The sequence below is a fragment of the Lujinxingia vulgaris genome, from assembly GCF_007997015.1.
Lineage (GTDB): Bacteria > Myxococcota_A > Bradymonadia > Bradymonadales > Bradymonadaceae > Lujinxingia > Lujinxingia vulgaris.
In genome coordinates this window covers 408,743-432,552 of the sequence record NZ_VOSM01000003.1, presented here as the reverse complement: position 1 = coordinate 432,552, position 23,810 = coordinate 408,743, and the positions used below count along the sequence as shown (strand labels likewise).

At 64.4% G+C, this 23,810-nt stretch carries 17 protein-coding genes; 9 read left to right on the top strand and 8 right to left on the bottom strand.

Annotated elements, in window-relative coordinates; genetic code table 11:
* Nucleotides 1–685 precede the first annotated feature (685 nt).
* Entirely contained in the window at nt 686–2,590 is a 1,905-nt protein-coding gene (gene mnmG / locus FRC98_RS08740) for a tRNA uridine-5-carboxymethylaminomethyl(34) synthesis enzyme MnmG (protein WP_146980917.1), read from the top strand.
* Between the two features lie 116 nt (nt 2,591–2,706).
* Here the strand turns inward: mnmG and FRC98_RS08735 are convergent, their stop codons facing one another.
* From FRC98_RS08735 to FRC98_RS08725, 3 genes are read right to left on the bottom strand one after another with little or no spacing between them, the layout of a single operon-like run.
* Complete coding sequence (locus FRC98_RS08735; protein ID WP_146980916.1) at nt 2,707–3,600, bottom strand: ATP-binding protein; 894 nt, start codon at nt 3,598–3,600, stop codon at nt 2,707–2,709.
* The gene (gene ybeY / locus FRC98_RS08730) at nt 3,597–4,028 is read right to left on the bottom strand and encodes an rRNA maturation RNase YbeY (RefSeq protein WP_230467440.1); all 432 of its coding nucleotides are present in this window, start codon (nt 4,026–4,028) and stop codon (nt 3,597–3,599) included. Before ybeY ends, FRC98_RS08735 begins: the two co-directional genes overlap by 4 nt.
* Nucleotides 4,015–6,681, bottom strand: a complete 2,667-nt coding sequence (locus tag FRC98_RS08725; protein ID WP_230467439.1) for an HD family phosphohydrolase — start codon at nt 6,679–6,681, stop codon at nt 4,015–4,017. The genes ybeY and FRC98_RS08725 overlap by 14 nt, the downstream gene beginning before the upstream one ends.
* Nucleotides 6,682–7,075: 394 nt before the next feature.
* Here FRC98_RS08725 and FRC98_RS08720 point away from each other — a divergent pair, with 394 nt between their 5' ends.
* The 7 genes from FRC98_RS08720 (at nt 7,076) to FRC98_RS08690 (ending at nt 14,515) form a co-directional block, all read left to right on the top strand.
* Entirely contained in the window at nt 7,076–7,588 is a 513-nt protein-coding gene (locus FRC98_RS08720) for a hypothetical protein (protein WP_146980913.1), read from the top strand.
* Nucleotides 7,589–7,659: 71 nt separating this feature from the next.
* Nucleotides 7,660–9,966 carry a PrkA family serine protein kinase gene (locus tag FRC98_RS08715; RefSeq protein ID WP_230467438.1) on the top strand — a complete coding sequence of 769 codons (2,307 nt, stop codon included), beginning with the start codon at nt 7,660–7,662 and terminating at the stop codon, nt 9,964–9,966.
* A 45-nt stretch (nt 9,967–10,011) separates the two neighbouring features.
* A complete protein-coding gene (locus tag FRC98_RS08710; protein WP_146980911.1) occupies nt 10,012–10,461 on the top strand; it encodes a hypothetical protein in 450 nt (149 codons plus the stop codon).
* A gap of 56 nt (nt 10,462–10,517) precedes the next feature.
* Complete coding sequence (locus FRC98_RS08705; RefSeq protein WP_146980910.1) at nt 10,518–11,741, top strand: OmpA family protein; 1,224 nt, start codon at nt 10,518–10,520, stop codon at nt 11,739–11,741.
* A gap of 8 nt (nt 11,742–11,749) precedes the next feature.
* Complete coding sequence (locus FRC98_RS08700) at nt 11,750–13,177, top strand: anthranilate synthase component I family protein (protein WP_230467437.1); 1,428 nt, start codon at nt 11,750–11,752, stop codon at nt 13,175–13,177.
* A complete protein-coding gene (locus tag FRC98_RS08695) occupies nt 13,161–13,898 on the top strand; it encodes an aminotransferase class IV (RefSeq protein WP_230467436.1) in 738 nt (245 codons plus the stop codon). The genes FRC98_RS08700 and FRC98_RS08695 overlap by 17 nt, the downstream gene beginning before the upstream one ends.
* Nucleotides 13,898–14,515 (top strand): anthranilate synthase component II, encoded by a 618-nt coding sequence (locus tag FRC98_RS08690; RefSeq protein ID WP_146980907.1) that lies wholly within the window; start codon nt 13,898–13,900, stop codon nt 14,513–14,515. The genes FRC98_RS08695 and FRC98_RS08690 overlap by 1 nt, the downstream gene beginning before the upstream one ends.
* Nucleotides 14,516–14,527: 12 nt before the next feature.
* Here FRC98_RS08690 and FRC98_RS08685 read toward each other — a convergent pair whose 3' ends face one another.
* The 3 genes from FRC98_RS08685 to FRC98_RS08675 all read right to left on the bottom strand — a co-directional run bounded on the left by FRC98_RS08685 (nt 14,528) and on the right by FRC98_RS08675 (nt 17,970).
* Nucleotides 14,528–15,844 carry a hypothetical protein gene (locus FRC98_RS08685; protein WP_146980906.1) on the bottom strand — a complete coding sequence of 439 codons (1,317 nt, stop codon included), beginning with the start codon at nt 15,842–15,844 and terminating at the stop codon, nt 14,528–14,530.
* 213 nt (nt 15,845–16,057) lie between these two features.
* On the bottom strand, nt 16,058–16,261 hold the full coding sequence (locus FRC98_RS08680; RefSeq protein ID WP_146980905.1) for a hypothetical protein: 204 nt from the start codon (nt 16,259–16,261) through the stop codon (nt 16,058–16,060).
* 317 nt (nt 16,262–16,578) lie between these two features.
* Entirely contained in the window at nt 16,579–17,970 is a 1,392-nt protein-coding gene (locus FRC98_RS08675) for an ICP22 family protein (RefSeq protein WP_146980904.1), read from the bottom strand.
* Nucleotides 17,971–18,063: 93 nt separating this feature from the next.
* On the opposite strand from FRC98_RS08675, the gene FRC98_RS08670 reads away from it, so the two are divergent.
* Nucleotides 18,064–18,888 (top strand): SDR family NAD(P)-dependent oxidoreductase, encoded by an 825-nt coding sequence (locus FRC98_RS08670; protein ID WP_230467435.1) that lies wholly within the window; start codon nt 18,064–18,066, stop codon nt 18,886–18,888.
* An 8-nt stretch (nt 18,889–18,896) separates the two neighbouring features.
* Here FRC98_RS08670 and FRC98_RS08665 read toward each other — a convergent pair whose 3' ends face one another.
* Together FRC98_RS08665 and FRC98_RS08660 are read right to left on the bottom strand one after the other, a co-directional pair.
* Nucleotides 18,897–20,345, bottom strand: a complete 1,449-nt coding sequence (locus FRC98_RS08665) for an HAD-IG family 5'-nucleotidase (RefSeq protein ID WP_146980902.1) — start codon at nt 20,343–20,345, stop codon at nt 18,897–18,899.
* Nucleotides 20,346–20,396: 51 nt separating this feature from the next.
* Nucleotides 20,397–23,771: a hypothetical protein gene (locus FRC98_RS08660; RefSeq protein WP_146980901.1), complete on the bottom strand. Its 3,375-nt coding sequence runs from the start codon at nt 23,769–23,771 to the stop codon at nt 20,397–20,399.
* Nucleotides 23,772–23,810 lie beyond the last annotated feature (39 nt).

Here is a 23,810-nt window from a genome sequence, read left to right as displayed (position 1 = left end):
GGAGGTAAGGGGGCTGAGTTGTCGATCTGGATAGCAAGAAGCGGAGGTAAGGGGGCTGAGTTGGCGTTCTCGGCTGGCGAGTGGCGGAGGTCAGCAGGCTGAGTTGTCGATCTGGATAGCGAGAAGCGGAGGTAAGGGGGCTGAGTAGCCGTTCTGGGGTCCACAGAAGCGGAAGTAAGGGGGCTGAGTTGTCGATCTGGATAGCGAGAAGCGGAGGTAAGGGGGCTGAGTAGCCGTTCTGGGGTCCACAGAAGCGGAAGTAAGGGGGCTGAGTTGTCGATCTGGATAGCGAGAAGCGGAGGTAAGGGGGCTGAGTAGCCGTTCTGGGGTCCACAGAAGCGGAGGTAAGGGGGCTGAGTTGTCGATCTGGATAGCGAGAAGCGGAGGTAAGGGGGCTGAGTTGGCGTTCTCGGGTGGCGAGTGGCGGAGGTCAGCAGGCGGAGTTGGCGATCTGGGTAGCCAGAAGCGGAGCTAAGGAGGCTGAGTTGGCGATCTGGATAGCGAGAACCCGAGGTCAGGCCCGGCCGCGGTCGCGAGGGGGCCAATGTACGAAAGATGCGGACGCCCGAAGGAATCGGCGCGCTTGTAGAAATGCCTGCGATTCCCTATAGGTTGGCCTGTTGGCCGCCTGCGAAATCCTTGCGCGCCCACGCCCGAGACGCCCCTTAAGGAATGAGAGCACCCGATGTTGAAGAATCCCAAACGTTACGACGCGATTGTCATTGGTGGCGGCCACGCCGGCTCAGAAGCGGCGCATGCGCTGGCCAAACGCGGCCATGCCACGCTCTTGATCACGATGAACGTGGACACCATCGGGCAGATGAGCTGCAACCCGGCCATCGGCGGGGTGGCCAAGGGACATCTGGCCCGGGAGGTCGATGCGCTGGGCGGGGTGATGGGGGAGATCGCTGATGCGTCGGCGATTCACTACAAGCGGCTCAATACGAGCAAGGGGCCTGCGGTGCGCTCCAGCCGTGCGCAATGCGATATGGCGGCTTACCGCAAGCATATGCAGTGGAAGCTGATGAACACCGAGAACCTCGACATCAAGCAGGGCAGTGTCGAGGACCTGCAGGTGGTCGACGATAACGGGCGCCCGCGGGTGACCGGGGTGATCTCTAAGCTCAACGTGCTCTACGAGGCCGACGCGGTGATCGTGACCACGGGCACCTTCCTCAAGGGCTTGTGCCATGTGGGGCTCGACAACTTTAAGGCGGGGCGCGCAGGTGATCAGGCGGCCTACGGGCTGAGCGAGACCCTGGGGCATCTCAACCTGGAGATGGGCCGGCTCAAAACTGGCACCTGCCCGCGTCTGGACGCTCGCACCATCGACTGGGCGTCGCTTGAAAAACAACCCGGCGACACCGTGCCTCGCCGGTTCAGCTTCTACCATGAGCGCGAGATGATGGAGCAGGTCGACTGCTACATCACCCAGACCAACGCCGAGACCCACCGGGTGATCGAGGCGGCGATTGACCGCTCTCCGCTCTTTACCGGGGTGATCGAAGGGGTGGGGCCGCGCTACTGCCCGAGCCTGGAAGACAAGGTGGTGCGCTTTGCCGACAAGACCTCCCACCAGGTCTTCCTGGAGCCCCAGGGCCTGGACACCGTCGAGGTCTACCCCAACGGCCTCTCCACCAGCCTGCCGCTGGACGTGCAGATGGCGTTTTTGAAGACGGTGCCGGGTCTGGAGCGCGCCGAGATCGTGCGCCCGGGCTACGCGGTGGAGTATGACTTTGTGAACCCGGTGCAGCTCGACCACACCCTGGAGCTGCGCGCGGTGCAGGGCTTGTATCTGGCCGGTCAGATCAACGGGACCTCCGGGTATGAAGAGGCAGCGGCGCAGGGGCTGATGGCGGCGATCAACGCCTCGCGCAAGCTTCGGGGCGAAGAGCCCTTCGTGCTGGGCCGCGACGAGGCCTACATCGGCGTGCTGATCGACGACCTGGTCACGCGCGGGGTCGATGAGCCCTACCGGATGTTTACGAGCCGCGCGGAGTATCGCCTGCTTCTTCGCGAGGATAACGCCGACCTGCGCCTCTCGGGGCATGCCCGCGAGCTGGGGCTTCTGGACGACGACGCCTGGGCAAAATTCTGCGCCAAGCGCGACGCGATGGAGGCCAGCCTGGAGGGGATGAAAAGGCAGATGGTGGGCGCCTCGGCCGATAACCAGCGCCTGGCCTCGGAGGTGGGCATCGGAAGTCTCGGAAACGGCGCGACGCTCGAAGAGCTGTTGCGCCGCCCGGATGTCTCGCTGGAGATGGTGCGACGCTTGAGCGCGACGCTTGCGCCGCAGCTCACCGCGGAGCTGGAGCAGCTTGATGATATCGCCAGCGAGGCGCTGGAGATTCAAGTCAAGTACCAGGGCTACATCGACCGGCAGCTTGAGCAGGTCGCGCGTCACCGCGAGCTGGAGTCGCAGGAGCTTCCCGCGGAGCTCGACTACGAGGCGGTGCACGGGCTCTCCACCGAGGTGCGCGAAAAGCTTGCGCAGGTTCGCCCGCGCAGCGTCGGGCAGGCCTCGCGCATCATCGGGGTGACGCCGGCAGCCATCTCGGCCTTGCTGGTGCATCTGCGCGCAGCGAGTTGATGGTGAGGTGAGTGAAACGCGAAAACGCCCCGGCACGGATGTGCCGGGGCGTTTTGATTTTCACATCATGAAAATGCGTTCACCAACCCCTGCCTGGCGAGCGTGACGGTGGGGCTTTAGCGGCGCTGCGCCTCGGCGCGGCGGTAGTCGGGGGCGTCGACGTGCACGAAGTCGGCCATCTCATGGAGACGGCTGAAGACCCGGTCGCCCACGCGCTCGGAGAGCGTCGCGGCGGTGGCCATCTTTCGAAAATCGGGGCTTCCCACATCGAGGGTGTTTGAGGCGCTCTCGCGTACGTCGTAGTTGGTCGTGAAGAGGGTTGTGAGCCCGGCGTTGTAGCGCTTGGAGATGATCTCATCGATGATCGAGAGCTGCCACTCGGTGTTGCGCCCCTTCCCCAGCTCGTCGATGGCCAGCACGGGGACCTCGGAGAGCGGCCCCAGGATGCTCGTTTCGCCGCGGCCCTGGTCAAAGCCCTCTTTGATGGCGCTCAAGAGGTGGGTGAACTCGATGAAGCGGGCGTTGATGCCCTTCTCCAGGGTGAGGTGGCGGATGGTGCCGGCGAGCAGGTGGGTTTTGCCGGTGCCGACGCTTCCGTGCAGCAGGTAGCCGCGCTCCCCGGGAGAGAAGTTTTTGGCCCAGTGAAAGAGCCTCAGGCGCACGCGCGGGAGGTTGCCGATGGCGTCGCCGGCGCCCGCGTCACCCTGGCGCGCGCGGTGCGTACGGAAGCCTTCCAGGGTGGCGCGGCGGTGCAAATACGGCACGCGCGCATCGTTGAAGGCCTGAATACGACGCTTGAGCGCCCCACAGACCGTACACTGGCGGGCGACCTCGTAGCCTCGCTCGTCGACCTCGTAGGTGTACTCCTGGCCCTGGCAGGCCGGGCAGACCGCAAAGCAGTCCTGACAGATCTCGGCGTGGGCGACCTCACCGCGCGCGCCGATGGTGTAGCGGGCGCGGTCGCAACCGGGGCAGGCGGCGGTGTAATCGTCGAGATGTTGAATCTTCATGGCGAGGAGGGGGCGGTGGAAGTCTCAAGGGCCGAGGTCATCAGCTCGAAGACGCGGCGCTCTTCGGCGCGCATCACGGCTTCTTCTTCGGGCTCGGCGTGGTCGTGTCCGATGAGGTGGAGAAGGCCGTGCACGAAGAGAAAGCTCACCTCGTCGACCAATGTCCAGCGAAGCTCCGAGGGGTCGACGCCGGCGGCTTCGGCCAGGCGATGGCGATGCTCCTCCGAGGCCACCAGGCGCTCGGCGTAGGGCAGGCTGATGATGATGTCTCCCAGCGCCACCGGGTCTTCCGGGAGCTCGTCGGCCTCGTAGAGCGGAAAGGAGAGCACGTCTGTGGCGTGGTCTTCGCCGCGCCACTGGCGGTTGAGCTGGCGGATCTCGTCATCGTCGGTGAGCACCACCGAGAGCTCGGGGTCACGAAGTTCCAAGGCGCGGTAGGTCGTCTCGAGGGCGCGAGTTATCGTCTTTGCGATCGCCTCGGCCTGGGGATGATCCTGTGCGCTTCCCATTCTCATGATCTCGACGGGCATCGTCGTCCTTTCCGTCCTGAGGTTGGGCATCGTCGTCGATCTCCCAGACCTCGGAGCTTGCGTCAGCGGCCGGCGTGGGCGTTTTGGTGCGCTCGGCGGCCGGTTTGGCTTCGTTGGGCCGGGTGGGGCGCGTCTTGCGTCCGCGATCGCCGGCGTCGGTGGATTTTTCGCTCTCGCGCTTGCTGCCGCCCGGATACTCGGGGCGGTGGTGGTAGATTCCGTTGAGGATTCGAGTGAACGCGCGCGCGATCTTGTTCAGGTCCTGCAGCGTCAGGTCACATTCGTCAAGCTGACCGTCGGTAAACGCCTTGTTGATCATCGTCTGCACCAGCCCCTTGAGGCGGGCCGGGCTGGGGTTGGGCATGGCGCGGCTGGCCGCTTCGATGCCGTCAGCGAGCAGACAGATGGCCGTCTCGCGGCTCTGGGGGCGAGGGCCGGGGTAGCGGAAGTCCTTCTCATCAACCTCGGGGATGTCCGGATCTTCGGCCTGTTTGGCCTTATGGTAAAAGTAGGCGATGAGGCTAGTGCCGTGGTGCTGGACGATGAAATCCTGGATCTCGACCGGCAGGCGATGCTGGCGGGCCATATCCAGGCCGTCCTTGACGTGCGCCTTAATGATCAGCGCGCTCATATTCGGCTTGAGCTTATCGTGGGGGTTTTCGCCCAGCTTCTGGTTCTCGGCGAAATACTGCGGGTTTTTGGCCTTGCCGATGTCGTGGTAGGAGGCGCCCACGCGGCAGAGCAGGGAGTTGGCGCCGATCTCTTCGGCGGCCGCCTCACAGAGCGAGCCGACCATCATGCTGTGGTGGTAGGAGCCCGGCGCACGCAGTACCAGCTCGCGCAGGAGGGGGTGGTTGAGGTTGGCCAGCTCCAGGAGCTTGATGTCGGTGGTATAACCAAAGACCGCCTCAAAGAGCGGGAGCACCGCCGAGATGAAGAAGCCCGAGGCCACGCCGCCGGCAAAACCCAGCACCACATGCGAGATGGCCGAGACCTGCAGCAGCTCCCCCTGAAGGAGCAAAAAGGCGATGATGGCCGAGGCGTTGACCACGCCGACCGCAAGGCCCGACCACATCAGCGCCATGCGGTGCTTGACCTGCTGCACGGTGGTCACACCCACCAGGGTGCCCATGGCGGTAAAGGCCGAAAAGAAGAGGGAGTTGTCGGCGATCACGCCCACCAGCACGCTGAAGAGCAGCGTAAAGATCACGGCGTGTTCGCTGTCGAGGACCAGGCGAATGAGCATGCCACCGGCGGCCACCGGCAGCGCAAAATACCAGGCCTGGGCGGGAATCACCGCGATCTGCTCAGCGAGCGCCGCGCTCAGCGCGACGCCAACCCGCGTGATCAGGAGCATCACCAGCAGCGTGGTGCCCATAAAGACGATATCGCGGGGCTGGGGGCGGAACTTTCGGATGTTGCGCCGGCCAAAGCCGTAGAACACCAGAAGCAAGAGCAGGCTGAAGATGGCCACGCCGGTGAGCACCTGGGTGGTCTGGAAGGAGTCGTCACCTTCAAGCATCTCTTGAACAATGCGGTAATGGCGCTCGGTGATGATATGGCCGCGATCGATGAGGATCTGGCCGCGACGAAACTCCTCGCTGATGACCTGGTCGGCCACCGAGTCGCGGGCAGCGCGGCGTTTCTCCAGCGTTTTGGCTTCGTTGTAGGTGGTATTAGGCCGCACCAGGGCTGAGGCCGTCGTTAAAATGGCCTGACGAAGTTCCTGATCGCTGATGCCAATGAGATCGCGGCGCGCGGCCTCCTCGACCTGACGGGGAATGGCCTCCAGCCCGATGAAGCGACCATCGAGATCGGTGACGTGGTACTCGAGAATGAACTGCTCGCCACGAAGACGACGCAGGTACACGCCGTTGTCGCGCTCGCGCTCGATGCGCAGCGGGTTGTTGACGATCCAGCGCGACATCACCTCGGCCACGATCGTGCCGATGGCGTTCTCGGCGTCCAGCGGAAAGCCCTGCCGGGCGAGGACCTCGAAGTCCTGCTCGGGGATGCGCGTGTTGATGTGCTTTTCAAAATGCTCGTTGCGCGCTTCAAACGCCGCCCGTACGCGCTCGGAGGCCGACAGCGTGCCTATCAGTCGTCGCTCCAGCAGCGCCGGCGTCGTCGCGCCACTCTCGAGTTGTTCGAGACGCTCGGGATCGTCGCGTTGCAGGCGCTCGCGGGCCACGGCGGCCAGATGCGCGCGCATCGCGCCGAACGCCGCGCTGACCTGCGCTCGCAGCTCATCGCCCAGCCCCTCCTGCCAGTCGAAGACCGAAGGCACGGCAAGGGCGACCTCTTCGCGCAGACGCTCGGAGGCGGCCACGTCGCGCTCCACAAAGGGGAAGTCGCGGGTGGCCTGCACCGTCACCGGAGCGACCTGTCCGATCATGTCTTCGGTGACGCTGCGGTCGCGGCTCTCCATGCCGCCGCTCATGATCGCGACGACAGCGGCGACAAAGATCGCAAACGCGCCGTATTGGAAGAGCGCGTTGTCGAAGAGTTTACGCAGCCGCTTTTCCCGAAGCGCGCGTGATGCCGGCGTCATAAACGACCGGGTTTGTCGACGTGACTCAAGGGCCATAATGGCTTCGTGATGGAGAAGTTGAGGTGGCGAGCGGACGCATCGCTGTTCAGCATGCAGGCCACCGGCCCCCGGCGCAAGCGCGGGCGCTTGCCAGAGGAGGCCCTGAGCGCAGATAACAGGGGGGCGCGATCGCGAATTTCCGGCACCCAGCAGCGGGCTCTCGGGAACAAGCACGCCGCCGGGCGTGCTGTGTAAGCAGACGATCGTCGCGCACGCGCCGGCGCCGCCCCCACGCGGGAGGGCCGGTGCACGGTCTGAATACTCCCTTCAGCGCCCTGATGCGACCCGGGCTCGGATGAGCCGCAGCAATTTCTCGCTCGCCAGTATGGCGAGCGCTTGACCCTCCTTGAGGTTGATGATGCGAATCTCTCTGGCAATGAGCGCGGCGGCGCTCACCCTTGTAGGCAGCGCGAGTTTGATGGGCTGTGAGCCAAAGCAGGCCGCGCCCGTGGCGCCGGAACCCATGGCCGCTGCGCCTTCTGAGGCGCCCCCGGGCTCGCGTGCGCGCGCCACCAACTACCGTCTGGAGTCCCCCTCGGAGCCGATCGCCGCCGGCGCGGCCTCCCGGGTTGATCTGGGGGTGGTGCCCGGCGCTAACCTGAAGATCAACCTGGAGTACCCCTGGAAGATCACCTTTGAAGAGGTTGAAGGTTTAAGCCTTGGGACCACAGTTCTGAATCGCGAGGCGTTGCAGCTCACCGAGGCTCGCGCCACGATTCCGCTTGAGGTCACGGCTGAAGAGGCCGGCGACTATACGCTCAACGCGGTGGGGAACTTCAGCGTGTGCAACGACGACCGATGTGACATTCTGCGCGACGAAGCGCTTCAATTTACGGTGAAGGTCCAGCAAGCCGACCAGGCCTCCTGACGCTGCAGTCTCGGGTGGCAGAGGTGGGTTGGTCAGGGGCCAGTTAATGAGCTGAGGCAAAGGACATCATGATGGCGAGCAAAGATCTGCTAGAGCGCGTGGCCTCCGAGGTCCAGGACGACTTTCAGGACAACCATCGCATCATGAGCTTCCCGCAGTTTATGGAAGCCTTTGCGCAACATCCCCGGCGTCATGCGCGCAGCAGCGCCCAGTACGTGCGCGACTGCTTCGACTTCTTCGGGCGAGAGACCAAGCCGCAGTTCTGGGGCGAGGTGACCCATTTCGGGCTCTTTAACACGCCTTTTGATAAGGGGCGTAATCGTCTGGTGGGCCAGGAACGCACCCAGGAGCAGGTCTTTAAGCTGCTCGAGAACTTTGTGCGCGAGGGCAAGGTCAACAAGTTGATCCTGCTTCACGGCCCCAACGGCAGCGCCAAGAGCACCTTCGTCGACACGGTGATGCGGGCGATGGAGCATTACTCACAGACCGAAGACGGCGCGCTCTACCGTTTCAACTGGATCTTTCCGACCGAGAAGCTCGCTCGTGGCAGCTCCATCGGCTTCGGGGGCTACCAGACCCGTACCGTCGACGCGTCGACGCTGGAGAGCTTTGCATTTCTCGATGAAGAAGACATCGACGCGAAGATCTCCAGCGACCTCAAAGATCATCCGCTCCTTCTCATCCCGCTCAAGCAACGCCAGGCGCTGCTGCAGGAGTTCGTCGACGAGTGGATCATTCCCAGCGACAACAACGACAGCGACGCGCTTCGCGAGCGCCTTGACGGAGATGCCGACGACGAGGGCGACGCGCCATTTACCTTCAGCGATACGATCCTCCGGGGCGATCTCAGCCACACCAATCGCCAGATCTTCGATGCGCTCCTGACCGCTTACCGCGGCGACTTCGCCCGGGTGATGAAGCATGTGCAGGTGGAGCGTTTTTATATCAGCCGCCGCTACCGTGCGGGCGCCGTCACGGTGGAACCGCAGATGCGGGTCGACGCCGGGCTGCGCCAGCTGACGGTCGACCGCAGCCTCTCGGCGCTGCCGGCGAGCCTGCAGAACCAGACGATCTTTGAGCCCTTTGGCGATCTGGTCGACGCGAACCGGGGCATCATCGAGTACGACGACCTGTTTAAACGTCACCCCGACTTCAACAAATACCTGCTGGCAACCAGCGAGAAGGCCACGGTCTCGCTGGAGAACCGCATCCTTCACCTGGATACGGTGATGATGGCCACGGCCAACGAGGATTACCTCGACGCCTACAAGCAGACCGCGGACTACTCCTCGTTTAAGGGTCGGGTGGAGCTTGTGCGGGTGCCCTACCTGCTCGACTACACCGTCGAGGAGATCATCTACCGCGAGCAGATCGCCAGCGTGAACTTCACCAAGCGCATCGCGCCGCACACGACCTTTGTGGCGGCGTTGTGGGCGGTGCTCACGCGGCTGAAACGCCCCCAGGCGGACCAATACAGCGCCACGATTCGCGACATCGTCGGCAGGCTCTCACCGCTTGAGAAGGCCGATCTTTACGCCCACGGTCGGGTGCCCTCGAATATCGGGCCGGAGCGCGCCCGTGAGCTCAAGGCCATCGTGCCGCGTCTGATGGCCGAGGGGGAGGGGAGCGCCGACTACGAAGGGCGCTACGGGGCGAGCCCGCGTGAGATGAAGATGATCCTGCTCAACGCCAGCCAGAACGAGCGCTTCCCGACGCTCTCGCCGCTGGCGGTGTTCGAGGAGCTGGGCAAACTTGTGCGTGATCCCAGCGTCTTCCCCTTTTTGCAGATGAAGCCCGACGGGCCCTACTACCGCCACGATCAATTCATCGATGTGGTGCGAGAGCGCTACCTCGACATCATCGACCTGGAGATCCGCAGCGCGATGGGGCTGGTGGAAGAAGAGCAGTATGGCGAGTTCTTTGCGCGCTACATCGACCACGTCAGTCAGTGGCTCAAGGGAGAGAAGGTCTACAACCGCATCACCGGCAAGTACGAGAAGCCCGACGAGGAGCTGATGGCCGAGATGGAAGAGACCATCAACCACGAGGAAGACCCGGAAGACTTCCGCCGCGGACTTATCACCTCGATCGCCGCGTTCTCAATCGATAACCCGGGTATGAAGGTCGATTACCAGCAGATCTTCCCGATGTTCTTTGAGGCGCTCCAGGAGGCGTTCTTTGAGGAGCGGCAGCGGCAGATTCAGCGTATTGAGGAGAATCTGCTCACCTACTTCGAGAGCGAAGACGGGGCGTTGAGTAGTTCGGAGCGCCAGAGCGTGGAGACGACGCTCACCAACCTGAAGTCGCGCTACGGCTACTGTGATGAGAGCGCTCGGGAGGCGGTGGCCTTCTTGCTGTCGAATCGGTATAAGAGCTGAAGGATCACAGAGTCCCAACGACACGACGTGTACGAGGAGAGCAGGATGAGAGCAGTGGGGCAGAAGATGCTCTGGGTGGCCGTTCTTGCGGCAGTGACGCTGGTCGCCCAACTCGGGTTTGCCAACAATCCGGAGCGCAGTCGTCAGCAGATCGGGGAGTTTCGTGCGCAGCTCGAAGAGCTGGAGTCCAGCGATCGCAACGAGGTCGCCACGCGCGACGTCGAGATGATCGAGGGCTGGCTGCAAGAAGCTGAAGTGCTGCTTGCCAACGGGCAGCAGGAAGCGGTGACGATGCGCATGCGCCGCGTGGAGTACGGGCTGGATATGGTCCGCGCGATGGTGCAGGCCGGCAATATCGACGCCAGCGCCGAGAGTCAGGAGGAGCGCTACCATCAGGCGCGCGCCGAGATCGAAGAGCTGCAGTCTGAGATCAGCGCGCTGGAGCGACGCAAAGCCGAGCTTCAGGAAGAGCTCAACCGCGTCTCGCAGCAGTAGAGCGATCCCCTTCGACACACGAAACGACCCGAACGAATCAGCCCGGGAGAAGTCAGATGTCAGGCAGTTTTAAGAGCAAGTTTGGGAAGATGATCGCCCTGGGAGCGGCGGGGGCAGCGAGCGCGATGCTGGCCACCGGGTGTGCTCCCAGCCCGAAGTCCGATGAGCTGGTGGAGCTGGAACGCATGCTTCAGGACCCGGCGGCCCAGGAGCTGCGCGAGATTCCCAACGCGGCGCGCTACCACCAGGAGGCCCGCCAGCTTCGTCGTGTCTCGGAGGAGGCCCGCGAGGAGCGGCGCGACGAGCTCTCCCGCGAGTACGCGATCCTGGGCACGCTGCGCTACCGCACGGCGGTGGCCGTGGCCACGCAGTTTGAATCGGCCGAGCGTCTTAAGGCCGCCAACGCGAAGATCGAAGAGGTCAACCCGGAGCTGCGTGCGACCAACGAGAGCCGCAACGCGCTTGCCCGGGAGATTCAACAGCTCGACAGCGAAATTCGCACCGCGGTGCGCGAGCAGGAAGCACGCCGACGCGCCGAAGCCTCGCGACGCGAGAGCTCCTTTGAGGCGGCGCAGTCCACGAGCACCGATACCACCTCGGAGAACCTCCAGCAGGTCAACGCGCGCATTGAGGCCGCGGAGGCGGCTCGCGCAGCGGCGCTGGAGTACAAAGCCGATGAGTACGAGCGCAGCCGCGCGGTGTTTAACCGGGCGGAGTCGCAGCTGAGCAACGCGCGCTCGCTGCTGCAGAGCCAGCCCGGGGCGGCCGGCACCATCTTGCAGCAGGTCAACTTCGCGGTTCAGCTCTTTGAGGAGGCCGAGTCAACGGCTAAGCCCATCCACGAGGAGATGGTCGAGAAGATGCGCCCTGAAAACCGCATCTCGGTGCTGCGGCAGATGGCTCGCGACAACTTCGGTGGGCCTTATACCGAGGAAGAGTATCAGGGTATCCGCATCGTGATGGCGCGGATGTTCGTGCCGCAGGAGGCGAACTTCCGCCAGAACACCGACGCGATGCTCGATGTGCTGGCTCGCCTGACCAAAGAGTACGATGAGTTCTCGATTCAGATCGAGGGCTACACCCAGCGTCGTGGCAACGTCACCGAGAACCTGGCGACGTCGCAGCTGCGCGCCCACCGCGTGCGGGACTTTTTGGTGGAGCGGGGCGTCGACGCGTCGCGCATCTCCACCGAGGGCTTTGGTCAGGAGCGTGTGCGTTTCAGCGATGACGCCGAGAATAACGATCGCGTCGAGATCATCTTGAGGCATAGCGGCAAATGAGCGTGGTCATGTCGCGTCGTCTCACCATCGGCACGTCCCCACTCCAGCTTGCGCGGGCTCTGCTCACCAGTGTGGAGGGGGACGTGCTTTTTTTTGATTCTCAGAGCGGCTCCGGCCCGCATGCGCGTTGGTCGATGTTGATGTGGAATCCCCGACGCTGGCTCGAAGAGTCAGCCGTGGGTTCGGGCCGGATCGTCGAGCAGCCGGCAGGCGTCGTGGTCGACGATGTGCCCGCCTGGATGCGTCAGGCCCATGCCCGATGTGAGGCGTCGGGGGAGGGCGGTGCGCTCCCTTTTTGTGGGGGGCTTGCCGGCTTCTGGTCCTATGAGTGTGGCGCCTACCTCGATGAACTACGCGCGGAGCTGCCGCGCGATGACTCGCCACTGCTCTGGGTCGGCGCGTTTGATGGGGCGTTGATCTTCGATCACGCGCAGCGAAGCTGGTGGGCCAGCGGGAGCGAGGCGTGGGTCGAGGGGGCGATGGCGTGGATCGAAACGCAGGGCGCCGTGGACCCGGCGGACGATGCTGAGGTTGAGGCGGCGCGGGAACTTCGCGTGGACGTTCGGGAGGTCGAGGGGGAGCGTTATAAACGCGGCGTGCAGGCCGGGGTCGATGCGATCTTTGATGGCGAGCTCTTCGAGGTGAACTACAGCGAGCGGTGGGAGGCCCGCTGGAGCGTCGGGGGCTGGGAGCTCTACCGGCGTTTGCGTCAGGCTGCGCCCGGTCCTTTCGGTGGCTTGATTCGCGCCGGTGAGACCACGATCGCGTCGGTGAGCCCCGAGCAGTTCATTGAGGTCAGGGAGGATGGGGTGGTGCAGACCCGGCCGATCAAGGGCACGCGCCCCCGGGGCGCGTCGGCTGAGGAGGATGCGGCGCTGGCCGAAGAGCTCTGCGCCAGCGAAAAAGATCGGGCTGAGAATGTGATGATTGTCGATCTGATGCGCAATGACCTCACGCGGGTGTGTGTGCCCGCAAGTGTGGAAGTGAGCGAGCTCTGCGGGCTGCATAGTTTTGCCTCGGTGCATCATCTGATCTCGACGGTCGAAGGGAAACTTCCGGCCCGCGCGGACGCGTTGGACGTCTTTGCCGCGTGTTTTCCCGCCGGAAGCATCACGGGCGCACCTCGATTGAGAGCGATGGAGTGGATCGCCGAACATGAGGCCAGCGCGCGCGGGCCCTATACCGGCTCGATGTTTTACTGGTCGGCCGCGGGCGGCTTTGACAGCAACGTGTTGATTCGCACTGCGACGCTCACCGGCCCAAAAGTGCGCTATGGCGCCGGCGGGGCGGTCGTCTCCGACTCTGACCCGACCGGCGAGTGGGAAGAGGCCCGCTGGAAGGCCCGCCCCTTCTTCAAAGCCCTGGGGCTGGATGGGGAGAAGTCGCCCCGTAGTGAGGGGCCAGGGCGCGGCGGGGAGGATGATGATGGAGGATGATCGCAGCTTTCTCTACGGGGACGGTCTTTTTGAGACGGTGCGTGTCGAGGCGTCGCACGTGAGATTTCTCGATCGTCATTGCGCCCGACTTCGGCGCTCGGGGCGGGCGCTGGGCTTTGATGAGGCTCAGATTGAGGAGGGCTGCGCGCTGCTCGCTACGCCGCCGGGGCCCGAGGGCCTCTGGAGGGTCACGGTGAGCCGGCGTGACCCGGCGATTGATTTTGGCGGGAGCGGACGAGTGTGCGGAAGGTGGCGGCCCGGGTTGCCCGCGTTGTCGCCGCCTGCGCTGGTCACGATGCCCGGGTTCTACATGCCCGGCGACGCGCTGGCCGAACACAAGACCACAAGCTGGCTACGCTCGGTGGAGCTTCGCCGTCGCGCACAGCTCGCCGGCGCTGACGATGGCGTGGGTGTCAGCGAGAACGGGAAGGTGGGGGAGTGCAGCGCAGCGAACCTTCTTGTGCTGCTTGAGGATAGATGGGTCACGCCGCCGGTGAGAGGCATTCTGCCGGGTATCACCCGCGAGGTGCTGCTGGAGCGAGCTTCTGCGGCCGAGATCCCGCTTAAAGAAGCTAAAGTTACACTTAAGGGTTTAGGTGAGGCTCGTGCGTTGGCGCTTCTTTCCACGGGCGTCGGCGTGCTGGAAGCTCGCTCCATCGATGAGCGAGCGCTGGAAATGGGATGCACCGCCGAACTTAAAGCGATGCTTGAGGATGTGTAATGGGATGGACTCGCCGCGACCCTAACGACTGGGCGATTCGAGGGCCCGGGCAGGTGGTGCTTCTCGATAACCGGGACTCGTTTGTCTACAACCTGGCGGACCGACTGGCGCGCGCCGGGGTTATGCCGGCGGTGGTGCGTAGTGATGCAATCTCGCTATCAGATCTGCTTGAGGCCAGGCCCTCGGCGCTTGTGGTCTCGCCAGGGCCGGGCCATCCGCGCGATGCCGGCATCAGCGAGGCGGCGATCGAGGCGCTCTCCGGTGAGGTGCCCATTCTGGGGGTGTGTCTGGGGCATCAGGCCATTGCCCGGGTGTTTGGAACCCCGGTGGTTCGCAGCGAGAAGCCGCGTCACGGCATGGCCAGCGCCATCACCCATGATGGCAGCGGCATCTTTAAAGGGATGGATGAGGTTTTGCCGATGGCGCGCTACCACAGTCTGGTCGCGCGCGCGCCGGTACGAGCGCCGCTTGTTGCCAACGCTCATACGGATGCATTCGTGATGGGAGTGCGCCACGAGACTCACCCCACACACGGGGTGCAGTTCCACCCGGAGTCGATTCTGAGTCCGGCGGGGCTGGGGATGTTGCGGAACTTTCTCGCGATGATCCCGGCCTGAGCCCCTCGCGCCTTAGGACTCGCCAAAGGTCCCGGGTTCGACGAGGAGGGCTTTTCCGCCGGCGCTGTGCAGCACGTCTTTAAAGGAGAGCGCTCGCTCGCGAGAGATGCCCCAGGCGATGACGCAGGGGGCGCTGTCGGCGAGCCGTTCGGCGGCGGCGTAGTCGATGGATAGCAGGATGGTGAGGACCTGGTTGATGCGGCGCTCGGAGTAGCCCGGGTGGCGCAGCACGAGGTCTACCAGGGCCGTCTGGGCGTCGTCGCGCTTGAGGCGGCTGTCGGTGAAGTCGCCCTGGACGAGCTCGCGGGCTGTCGTGGCGCTGGCGCTGCTCAGGTCAAAGACCACGCCGGTGTCGGCGTCGCTGGACCGGGGCTGCCGCGACGATGAGGAGGTTGCCGACGGTGATGGAGCTGGCGATGGAGCTTCGGTCGACGGCAGTGTGGAGAGCACAACGTCGTTGATGCCCAGGTAGTCTTGAAGATCGCCACCGGCTTCAATGTAGTCGCCCAGGCGTTTGCAGAAGCGCTGCAGGTCGTCGGTGAGCTCTCTCCGGCTGCCCAGGTAGCGCTCCGGCTCAATGGCCAGCGAGAGTGTACGCGGGGCTGATGTATCTGTGGCGTGATGGGCCTGAACGTCATAGCGAGCGTGCAGGTAGTGCGAGAGCGCATGGACAAGGCGCTGCGTCTCAGCGCTTCCGAGCACATCGCTCAGGTGCACGTTCAATTTGAGCGGTCCCTCACCGGAGTCGACCACCTCAAGGCGCTGGGCACTGGCCGGGGAAGGTGCGTCGGCGTCTGCTGGCGAACTTTCACTCTGCCCGATGGTCTCAAATGGTGAGCCCGCGCTTTTTGAGGTGGCGGGTTTCTGCGCTGCCGGGGAGGTCGGTGTGGCGCCCGTGGTGTGGCCGAAGAACTTCAGCCAGCCTTCAGCGGAGTCGACCTCGCTGGCGCGCGCCATAAAGCTCAGCAGGGCGTCCAGGGTTGCGAAGAGCGCGTCGGTATGCGGCAGACGGGCACGAAGTTGGGCCGGAAGCCCCGTCGATGAGGTCTCCCAGGTGGCAGGGGTAGCGCGGTTGAGCCACGCACTCGCCGCGCTGGCGAGCAAAGCCTCCTGGCCCTCGGGAGGTCCCGCAGCGAGCTCGACGAAGACGTGCGCTTCGTCGCCGTGGGCGCTGATGAGGAGGCGCACAAAACTATGCTTTTCAAATGCCGAGAGCCCTTCAAACCAGGCTTCCGCACCGCTCACTCCGGCGGGGGCGGGTGCAGGATGAAGTTCCATCCCACGGCTCTCAAAGACTTCGGTCCAGGTGGCGCTGATCGACTCTCCCATCTCTTCCTCGTGGCGCGTGCGGTGTTGGTCTCGCCATTATGTATGCGTCGCGATCGGGTGTGGGGCAAGGCGGGAGGCTCAAACTTTTATGGGATGGCGAGGGATGGGCCAAAAAAAACGCCCCTCCGAGTGCTCGGAAGGGCGATTAAACAGCGGAGGAGCGCGCCGGCGCATCATCATCAGCGTCCGGTACGTTGAGGCTCCCGGGTGCGTTCAGGTCACTATGCTGTAGCCATCATTCATGTCGATGATGACCACGCCGCGCGAGGTCTCTTCGGCCTCGTCTTCGTCGTGTTCATCACGGGTATCGTCGTGCCGGGGGATGTAGAGGGGCAGTCGGAGGGCTTCCGGCTGCCAGCTGGTGTCGTGTTCGCGTTGGCGTTTGAGTTCGTCGTAGATGATCTGATCCGACAGCATGGCGCGACTCCTTCGGTGCTCGATACGGTTGCCCGGGCCGGGGGGCCGGGCGGTACTGAAAAGCCACCTCTTCTCTTGCCTTTCCGCAGACTTAACGAGCGAGGGACTTACAGTCTTCCTGAATCATTTTAAGGAGACTGTAATAAAAGTCCAACCCCGGGAGGGAGAAAAGTGCCGCGGGGGCTGCTCAACCTTGTCTTATGCGGGGTTCAGCATAGAGGGAGACGCGTCCGAGACCAAAAAATTCGCAGCGGGGCACGAAGGGATCGCGTCAGATGCCGTTGAGGAGCGCGAACGAGAGCGCCAGAAGACGGGGGTCAGCGAGGTTCGGAAGACCCGTCATCGTCGGCCTGAGCGTCGCGGCCTTCTGAGTGCGGGAGACGCTCCGGTGTGTCAGGAGAGAAGGTGTCCTCATCCTCGGGTGGCATCGGAGTCTCGGTGGCGTCGGCGTCCTTGCGGGAGGCGTCGTCCTCGGCCGAAGGTTGGCCGCTGCTGAGCGATGCGGAGGGCTCGTCTGCGCGGGAATCGTTGTCGTCGTGGTCCTGCGCTGGCGAGGGTGGTGCTTCATCGGGGGGGAGGAGGTCGTCGATCGCAAAGCGGTGCGGCGCTTCCTGCGGCAGAAGATCGGCCAGGGTGACGCCTTCATGGAAGGTGGGTTCTGTGGGGTTGCGCTGTGGGTCGGGGTTTGAGACCGCGGCATGGGCGCCGCTGCGGCGTTCTTCCTCTTCCACGAAGCGATCGTCTTTGCGGTAGAACGCGAACACCGCACCATAGAAGAGCACGCCGAGCACGCTGATCGACGCCCACATCAGCACTTCGCCGGCAAAGCGCAAGAGCGCGAGCGGGGCGGCCAGGGCGGGCCAGGTGATGGCGAAGTTTTGCGCCATCAACACGACCCAGTAGAGCCCCAGGGGGACCAGCAGCAGCCCCAACGCATAGATAAAGAGGCGGTACATCGGCCAGAAGTTATCCAGGACGAAGGCGGCCGCCTCCAGGACGGCCTCGCCCAGGCTCAGATCGTCGATGATCATCGGGGCGCCGATGACTTCGAGGACGAGGCGAGTGAGCGCGAACCAGCTGACGATGAAGCTGAGAGGGAGGGCGACGGTCAGCGCTTTTCCAAACGTTCCCAGACCGGCGAATTCCGGAGAGGCGAAGGCGTTGGCCAGGCCAATCGCGACGGCGGCAGCGATGCAGATGGTGACCAGGCGCACGGCAAAGCGCAGCAGAAAGAGGGCAAATACGTCAGGGAAGCGTCGAAGCGCCACTCGCCCGAAGGTTCGTAACTTCTCAATGGGCTCATCGCGCAGGCCGGCCGCGAGCATTCCCCAGATGCCGCCCGTGACCAGAGCTTCGAGCGCGGCGCCGATGAGGGCGACGCAGAAGATGGCGCCGGTCAGCCCGGCGATGAAGGCGGGGCTGGAGGCGATCGCGGTGAAGCGGTCCAGCCACTGGGTGAGCGCGCCTCCGCTGGCAGCGAAGTGCTGGAGGTCGAGCGCCACGATCGCCGCAGCCACAGCCAGGAGCGCCAGATTTGCGGTGCGCCCGAGGAGGTCGGCGAGCATCTTCCAGAGGAAGACCCAGGGGTCGTGTTTGAGGATCTCCCAGGCGCGGCGGTAGAAGGGCAGCGGGTTGAAGGTCTTGCGTTTGACCCACTCCCAGGAGCGCGCGGAGGCGTCTTTGACGGTCTGGCGAGGATCGGTGACCATGGCGCTTCTCAATGAGCAAGGTGTGTGGCGCTTAAGGTGCGCAGCAGAGCGTGAGTTTTAACGCGTCAACGCTTAGAAAAAAAGGATGCGATGATGGCAGATGTCTTCAAAGATAAAGTCGTATGGATCACCGGAGGGGGAAGCGGTATCGGCGCGGCGCTTGCCCGGGAGTTTGGTGTCCAGGGCGCGCGCGTGGTGGTGAGTGGGCGTCGGATGGAGCCGCTGGAGGAGGTGGTCGCCGCCCTGGAGAGCGATGGAGCGGAGGCGATAGCGCTCGGATGTGACGTGACGCGGGTCGGCGATATCGAGTCGACTGTTACGGCGATTGCGGAGCGTTTCGGCGGGCTCGATGTGGCGGTGGCCAACGCGGGCTTCTCGGTGGGAGGTCGGCTCGAAGCGCTGAACGCCAGTGAATGGCGTCGTCAGTTCGATACGAACGTGACCGGCGCGGCGATGACGCTGCGTTATGCGCTGCCGCATCTGTACGCGAGCAAGGGGAGGGCGGTGGTGATGGGCAGCGTCGCCGGCACCCTGGGGATACCGGGTAACGCCGCCTACTGCGCGTCGAAGTTCGCGGTGCGGGGCATGGCGCAGGCGCTCAGTGCCGAGCTCGCTGGCAGCGGCGTGAGCTGCACGCTCTTGCAGCCGGGCTTTGTGCACAGCGACATCAACCGCGTCGACAACCAGAACCAGGTCCACGAAGAGTGGGAGGACCGGCGGCCGGCGCAGCTGATGTGGCCCGCGGATAAGGCGGCGCGGGAGATGCTCAAAGCCATCGCCTCGCGCAAGCGCGAGGCTGTCATCACCGGCCACGGAAAAGTGGCGACCTTTCTGGCCTACCACACCCCGGGGCTTACGCAGACGGTGCTGGCGAAGGCTGGCGAGCGCCTTCGCCCCAAACACCATCATGAAGAGTGATGCGCGTGTCAGGGATGTCCCGGATCGTGGGGGACGCTGCCCCGCGGTGCCCGGAAGAACATGAAGGGTGAGTAGCGCAGCAGGTTCGAGACGCGCGAGGTGTAGATGTCGGCGTAACGCTCGACCTGGCGGGTGAGGTGGCTCTTATCGTTGCCGGTACGCATCAGGTAACCCCAGGTGGGGTTGAATGCGACGCCGTCTTCAATGACCAGCGGGGCGAGTTTGCTGTCGAGTTCGACGAGCTGCTCCCGGATGCGGGCCATCTCAGCTTCCAGGACCTCCGGGTCGGCGTCGGTCTGGGGGCCGTAACCCTGGCGAAGTCGCTGAAGGGCGAGTCGACGGGTGGAGAACTCATCTTCGAGTTTGACCTTCTCGAGCATCATGCGGCGGATCTCGACCTGGTTCTCGGCGGCGGCTTCAATGGCGCAGAGCTCCTGCTCGAGCTCGCGCATCACCAGGGCTGTGCGCCAGCGTAGCACGCTCTTGGTGACGTTGACGTCGGCGAAGAGGTGGTCGCCGACGTAGAGGATCTCGTCGCCGGACATGCCGAGCGCGCCCTCGACATCGGAGGCGCTGCCGCCGAGGTAGGCGCGGCCCTCTTCAAGTTTGCCCACCCAGGGTTTGAGCAGGCCCTCGTCGTTGACGACCTCGAAGATGGGAGCGGAGCCGGAGAAGAACGCGGGTTTGCGCGCGGAGACCACCACCAGATCGAAGATCTCTCGCCAGGTCAAACCATCGGGGAGGAAGGGATCGATGGTGTAGTTGAGCATGAAGAGGGTGTAGGCCCACTCGGAGTTGGTGATCAGCACGAGCTTCTTGCCGGCGTTACGCTGATCGAGAAGCGTGAGGGGAACCTCCGGGTCGCGATCCACATACACCTCGGGGTTCGCCATGATCTCCGCCTTGAGCTCGCCCTCAATATGGGCCGCGTCGAGGACCTCCTGGACGCGCCAGTAGAGGTCGGCGTAGCCGAGCACTTCCGGGAGCACGCCGCGGTCGAGGAGGTCGACGAGCTGTGCGTACATGACGCCCGCTGAGATGGAGAAGAAGGTGTTGAGAAAGACCCAGCGGGAGTGGTCATTGAGATCGACCAAAGTGCGGGTGTAGGCCTCGCGCATGTCGGCGTAAGGGATGATCTCGGTGCCGTGGGCGGCGCGCCAGACGTAGCCGAAACGGTTGGCTTTGACGACGTTGCCGAGCTTCAGGTCGATGACCAGACCGCGGCTGACCCAGTGGGAGTCGAAGTGCAGATCTTCGACGGGCCAGCCTGCGGCGAGGAGGCGGAGCTTGATGTGCTCGTAGGCGCGGCCCTCCCAGGCGTCGACGTGGTAATGGACCAGGGTGTAGTCCATGTCGTAGCCGATGGCTTTGATCGAGCGCATGTTGAGCGTGCGGTTGCAGAAGACGCCGCGCTCGGGCTCGACGTCGGGGTAGGCTTCAAAGATTCCAAAAGTCATAGGGGGTTACTCCCGGGAGGCGCTCCCCAGGGGGGGGAGCGTCGCAGCCCGTTAAAGGGGGTTGTCATAATCAAGTTTATCGAAGAACTCACAGCCGGCCATCGACATCTCTTCGAGGCAGTGGTCGTCGGAGATGCTCTGTCCGCCGGTGGCCAGGAACCAGCCCACCTGGTTGGTGAGGAAGGTGTGGATGTCGAAGGCGGCGTCGGGGTTGGGGGCGTTGAAGGTGTGGGTGCCACGGTGATCGAGGTAGCCCAGTCGTAGCGCGCTGATGCCGGACTCGGTTTGAATGGTGGCGCGAAGCGGCTCGTCGGCGACGGGCTTGGGATCGTCGTTGTCGGGCTGGTCGGCACGCCGCCATTTGCCCTCGTCGAGGTTGTCCGGGTCGAAGAGGGTGTCGGGGTGGGAGGGGAAGCGGTTGAGTGTGGCGATGCCTTCGTAGACGAAGTTCTCGATGAGGAACTGGTTCTCCGGCATGCCGTAGCGGGGATCGCTGGCGAGCACTTCGAGCACGCCGTTGGCCCTCGCGATGGCCAGGGCGGCGTTAATGGGTACGACCTGGTCGCCCAGGGTGCCGATGGTCAGGAAGTTGGTCTGCCCGGACCGGAAGGCTTCGCTTTCGTAGGGGTAACGAAGCGCGTTGCCGACGAAATGGGAGGCGAATACGGCGGGGTCGGCCTGCTCCAGGAGCATCTGGGAGAGGCCCATGAAGCTGCGGAAACGCGGGGTCTGACGACGAAGTCCCCAGCCCTCGGCCGGGGCGGCCAGCGGGGCTCCGGCCGGGTAGTAAAGGTTCTGCGAGGTATACGTGTAGCCGAGTTTGTCGACACTGTGCTTGAGCTCGCCGTCGGCGCTGTAGACTTCGATGACGATCGGGTCGCCGAGTCGAGTGGGGTCGTGGACGATGCGATGTTCAAAACGTGCGGCGCGCTCCGGGTCGGTCTCGGCCACGCGCTCCAGGTCGAAGGCGGAGAAGCAGCCGGAGAGAGGCTCGCAGGTCTCAGCGTCGCTGCAGTAGTGACCGGCGTCGCAGTTGTTGCGTCCGCAGGTTTGCACCTCTTTGCAGCCCATTAAGTCTTCGTAGACATCGATCTGGTTGTCGAAGCCGATGAGCGCACGGCGCGCCGACGCGCCCAGTGCGTCGGCAGCGATGCCCACGCGGAAGGCGCCATCGCGCACATAGGTCTGGGCGTAGGCCTCGTCGTCGGGGACGTTTGGATTGGCCTCCCGGGTGAGATTGCGGACGACGATGCGATCGCCGTCGTCGAGCGCCGGGAGCAGCGCGATGGGCGAGGAGACGGAGCTGTCGCCCTGGGGGAAGAGCCAGTCAAGGCGCGTGCGCTGGCCGTCTTCGACCGGTCGGCCAATCACCAGAGGACCCATCATGCGTAAGATGACGCCGTTGCGTACGTTGCCGATGGTGGTGCGGGTGGCGATGTCGAGGAGGCCACCGCCGCCGGCGTTGGAGGCGCCGGCGACGATGGTGGGTTCAATGCCCGAGAGGACCGTAGCCTGAATGCCTCCCAGGGAGGTGCCCCAGGCGGCGTAGGGGCGATCGCCACCGACGTCGACCGTGCCGTCGCCGTTGAAGTCGCCCCAGAGCTCGAGCTGGCCGTCAGCATCTTGATCGGGGTTGGCGATGAGATGGGGCAGGCGCCGGGCGAAGTCGCTCTCGGTGTTCGCCGCGTCAAAACGACTCTGGCCGTCAAAGGAGCGCAGAATGCGGATGAGCTGCATCTGGTCGATGGTGGTCTGGCGAATCATGTCGCGGGAGTGAAGCACATCAGCAGAGAAGTAGTCGGCGCCGGAGTCGGTGGCGCCGTCGTTGTCAATGTCGCGAGCGCGGTGAAGCCCGATGACGTCGGCCAGGTTGTCGAGGCCTTCGCTCTCGCCAACACCTTCGAGGAGGCCGCGGAATTCGGCGGGGACTTCCAGCCCGTGGCCGGCGGCGTCGATGGTGCAGGTGGCAAACCCGAACTTGGCCATGGCCCCGGCAAAGGCCAGCATCTCGAAGCGCGTCGAGCTGATGGCGTGGCTGTAGATGATTACGGGGAAGGGAGCCTGGCGGGTGCCCTCGGAGGTTGGGACGGTGCAGATGAAATGTACTTCGGCGGGGCGAACCTCGGCGCGGCCACTGGCGAGGTCGATCTGGAAGAGGGCGTCGTCGTTGGCCTCATTTCCTTCTCGAGCCAGACCTTTGGGGTCGATGAGGAAATGCGGGGAGAGGTAGGTGCCGCTGACGACGTAGTCGACGTCTTCAAAGGCCTCCTCGATGGCACGCGTGCCCGACGGGCCGAGCTGTTCGTTGGCGAGCGGGACAATGAAGGAGAGCAGGGCGTCGAGCTTAAAGGTCATCGGCTCGGCGGCGTCGGGGGCTTTGACGTTGTGGACGGCCAGGAACTCAGCCGGGAAGCGCTCGGAGAGCCAGGCCAGGGGGCCATGCCCGTAGAGGCCGGCGCGCACGCCTTCGAGGACTTCGGTAGGCACCTGAGTAGTGAAGCTCCAGGCGAAGCGAAGTTGAGAGAGGTCGCGGTCGAAGCGCTCCGGGAAGCGTTGGGGAAGAAGCTCGCGCAGGGGCTCCAGCGCCTGGCTCTGGTCGAGGTGATTGACGCTCTCGAAGGGGCTGTCGATGGCCTGCCCGTCTTCGCCGACCAGCGCGTCGGTGAGTACGACGGCATAGGTGGTGCCGGGCTCCAGCGGGTTGACCGGGCGCAGGATCAGGGTGTTGGTTTCGCGCTCGTAGAAATCGAACACCTGTCGAAACACGGTCGGGTCGCCGTCAGGATCGCGGGTGTTGGGGCGGTCGAGGTTGCCGTCGTCGTCGGTGTCATCGACCCAGGTGAATTCACCGCCGGGGCCGGTGGCCTGCTCAGCGCTCTCTTCGAAGAGGAGATTACGGTCGTCGGCGCGCGGGTCGAGCAGGAAGTAGTTGTTGGCGCGCTCCAGAGTGATGGGGAAGTTGCCGAGCCCCATGTCCAGGAGGACGACATCGCCGTAGCCGGGGCTGTCAGGGTCGACGTTGACCAGGTAGACAGCGTCGTCGTCAAAGTCGGGGGTAAGTTGCTGATGGCGCGCGATGAGGTTGTCAACATCCAGGGGCGCGTCAAAAGAGACGTGCATCGGAGCGAAGACGGCAAAGCCGGTCTGCTCATTGATGGCGTTTCGGACCTTCGCCTCGGCCGCGCTGGCCGCCAGCGTGGACACGTTGAGCCGCTTGCCCGTGGGGCTGGTGGCGTCAGCGCGTGTGGCCAGATCGTTGGGGAAGGGGATGTCAGGGAAGGGGCGCTCGTCGAGGTCAAAGTCGACCCGGGGGCCTCCCGAGGGGCTGGCCTCACCTAACCCGAGGGTGGGTTCATTGGTGGGCCAGCAGGCCGCGCTCAGGCTGAGCGCGGCCAGTGCGAGTAGCGTCGAAGGGGTGCGAAGCACGTCTCTCTCCCGAGTGTGGCGTCGGGAGCGTCCCGGCGC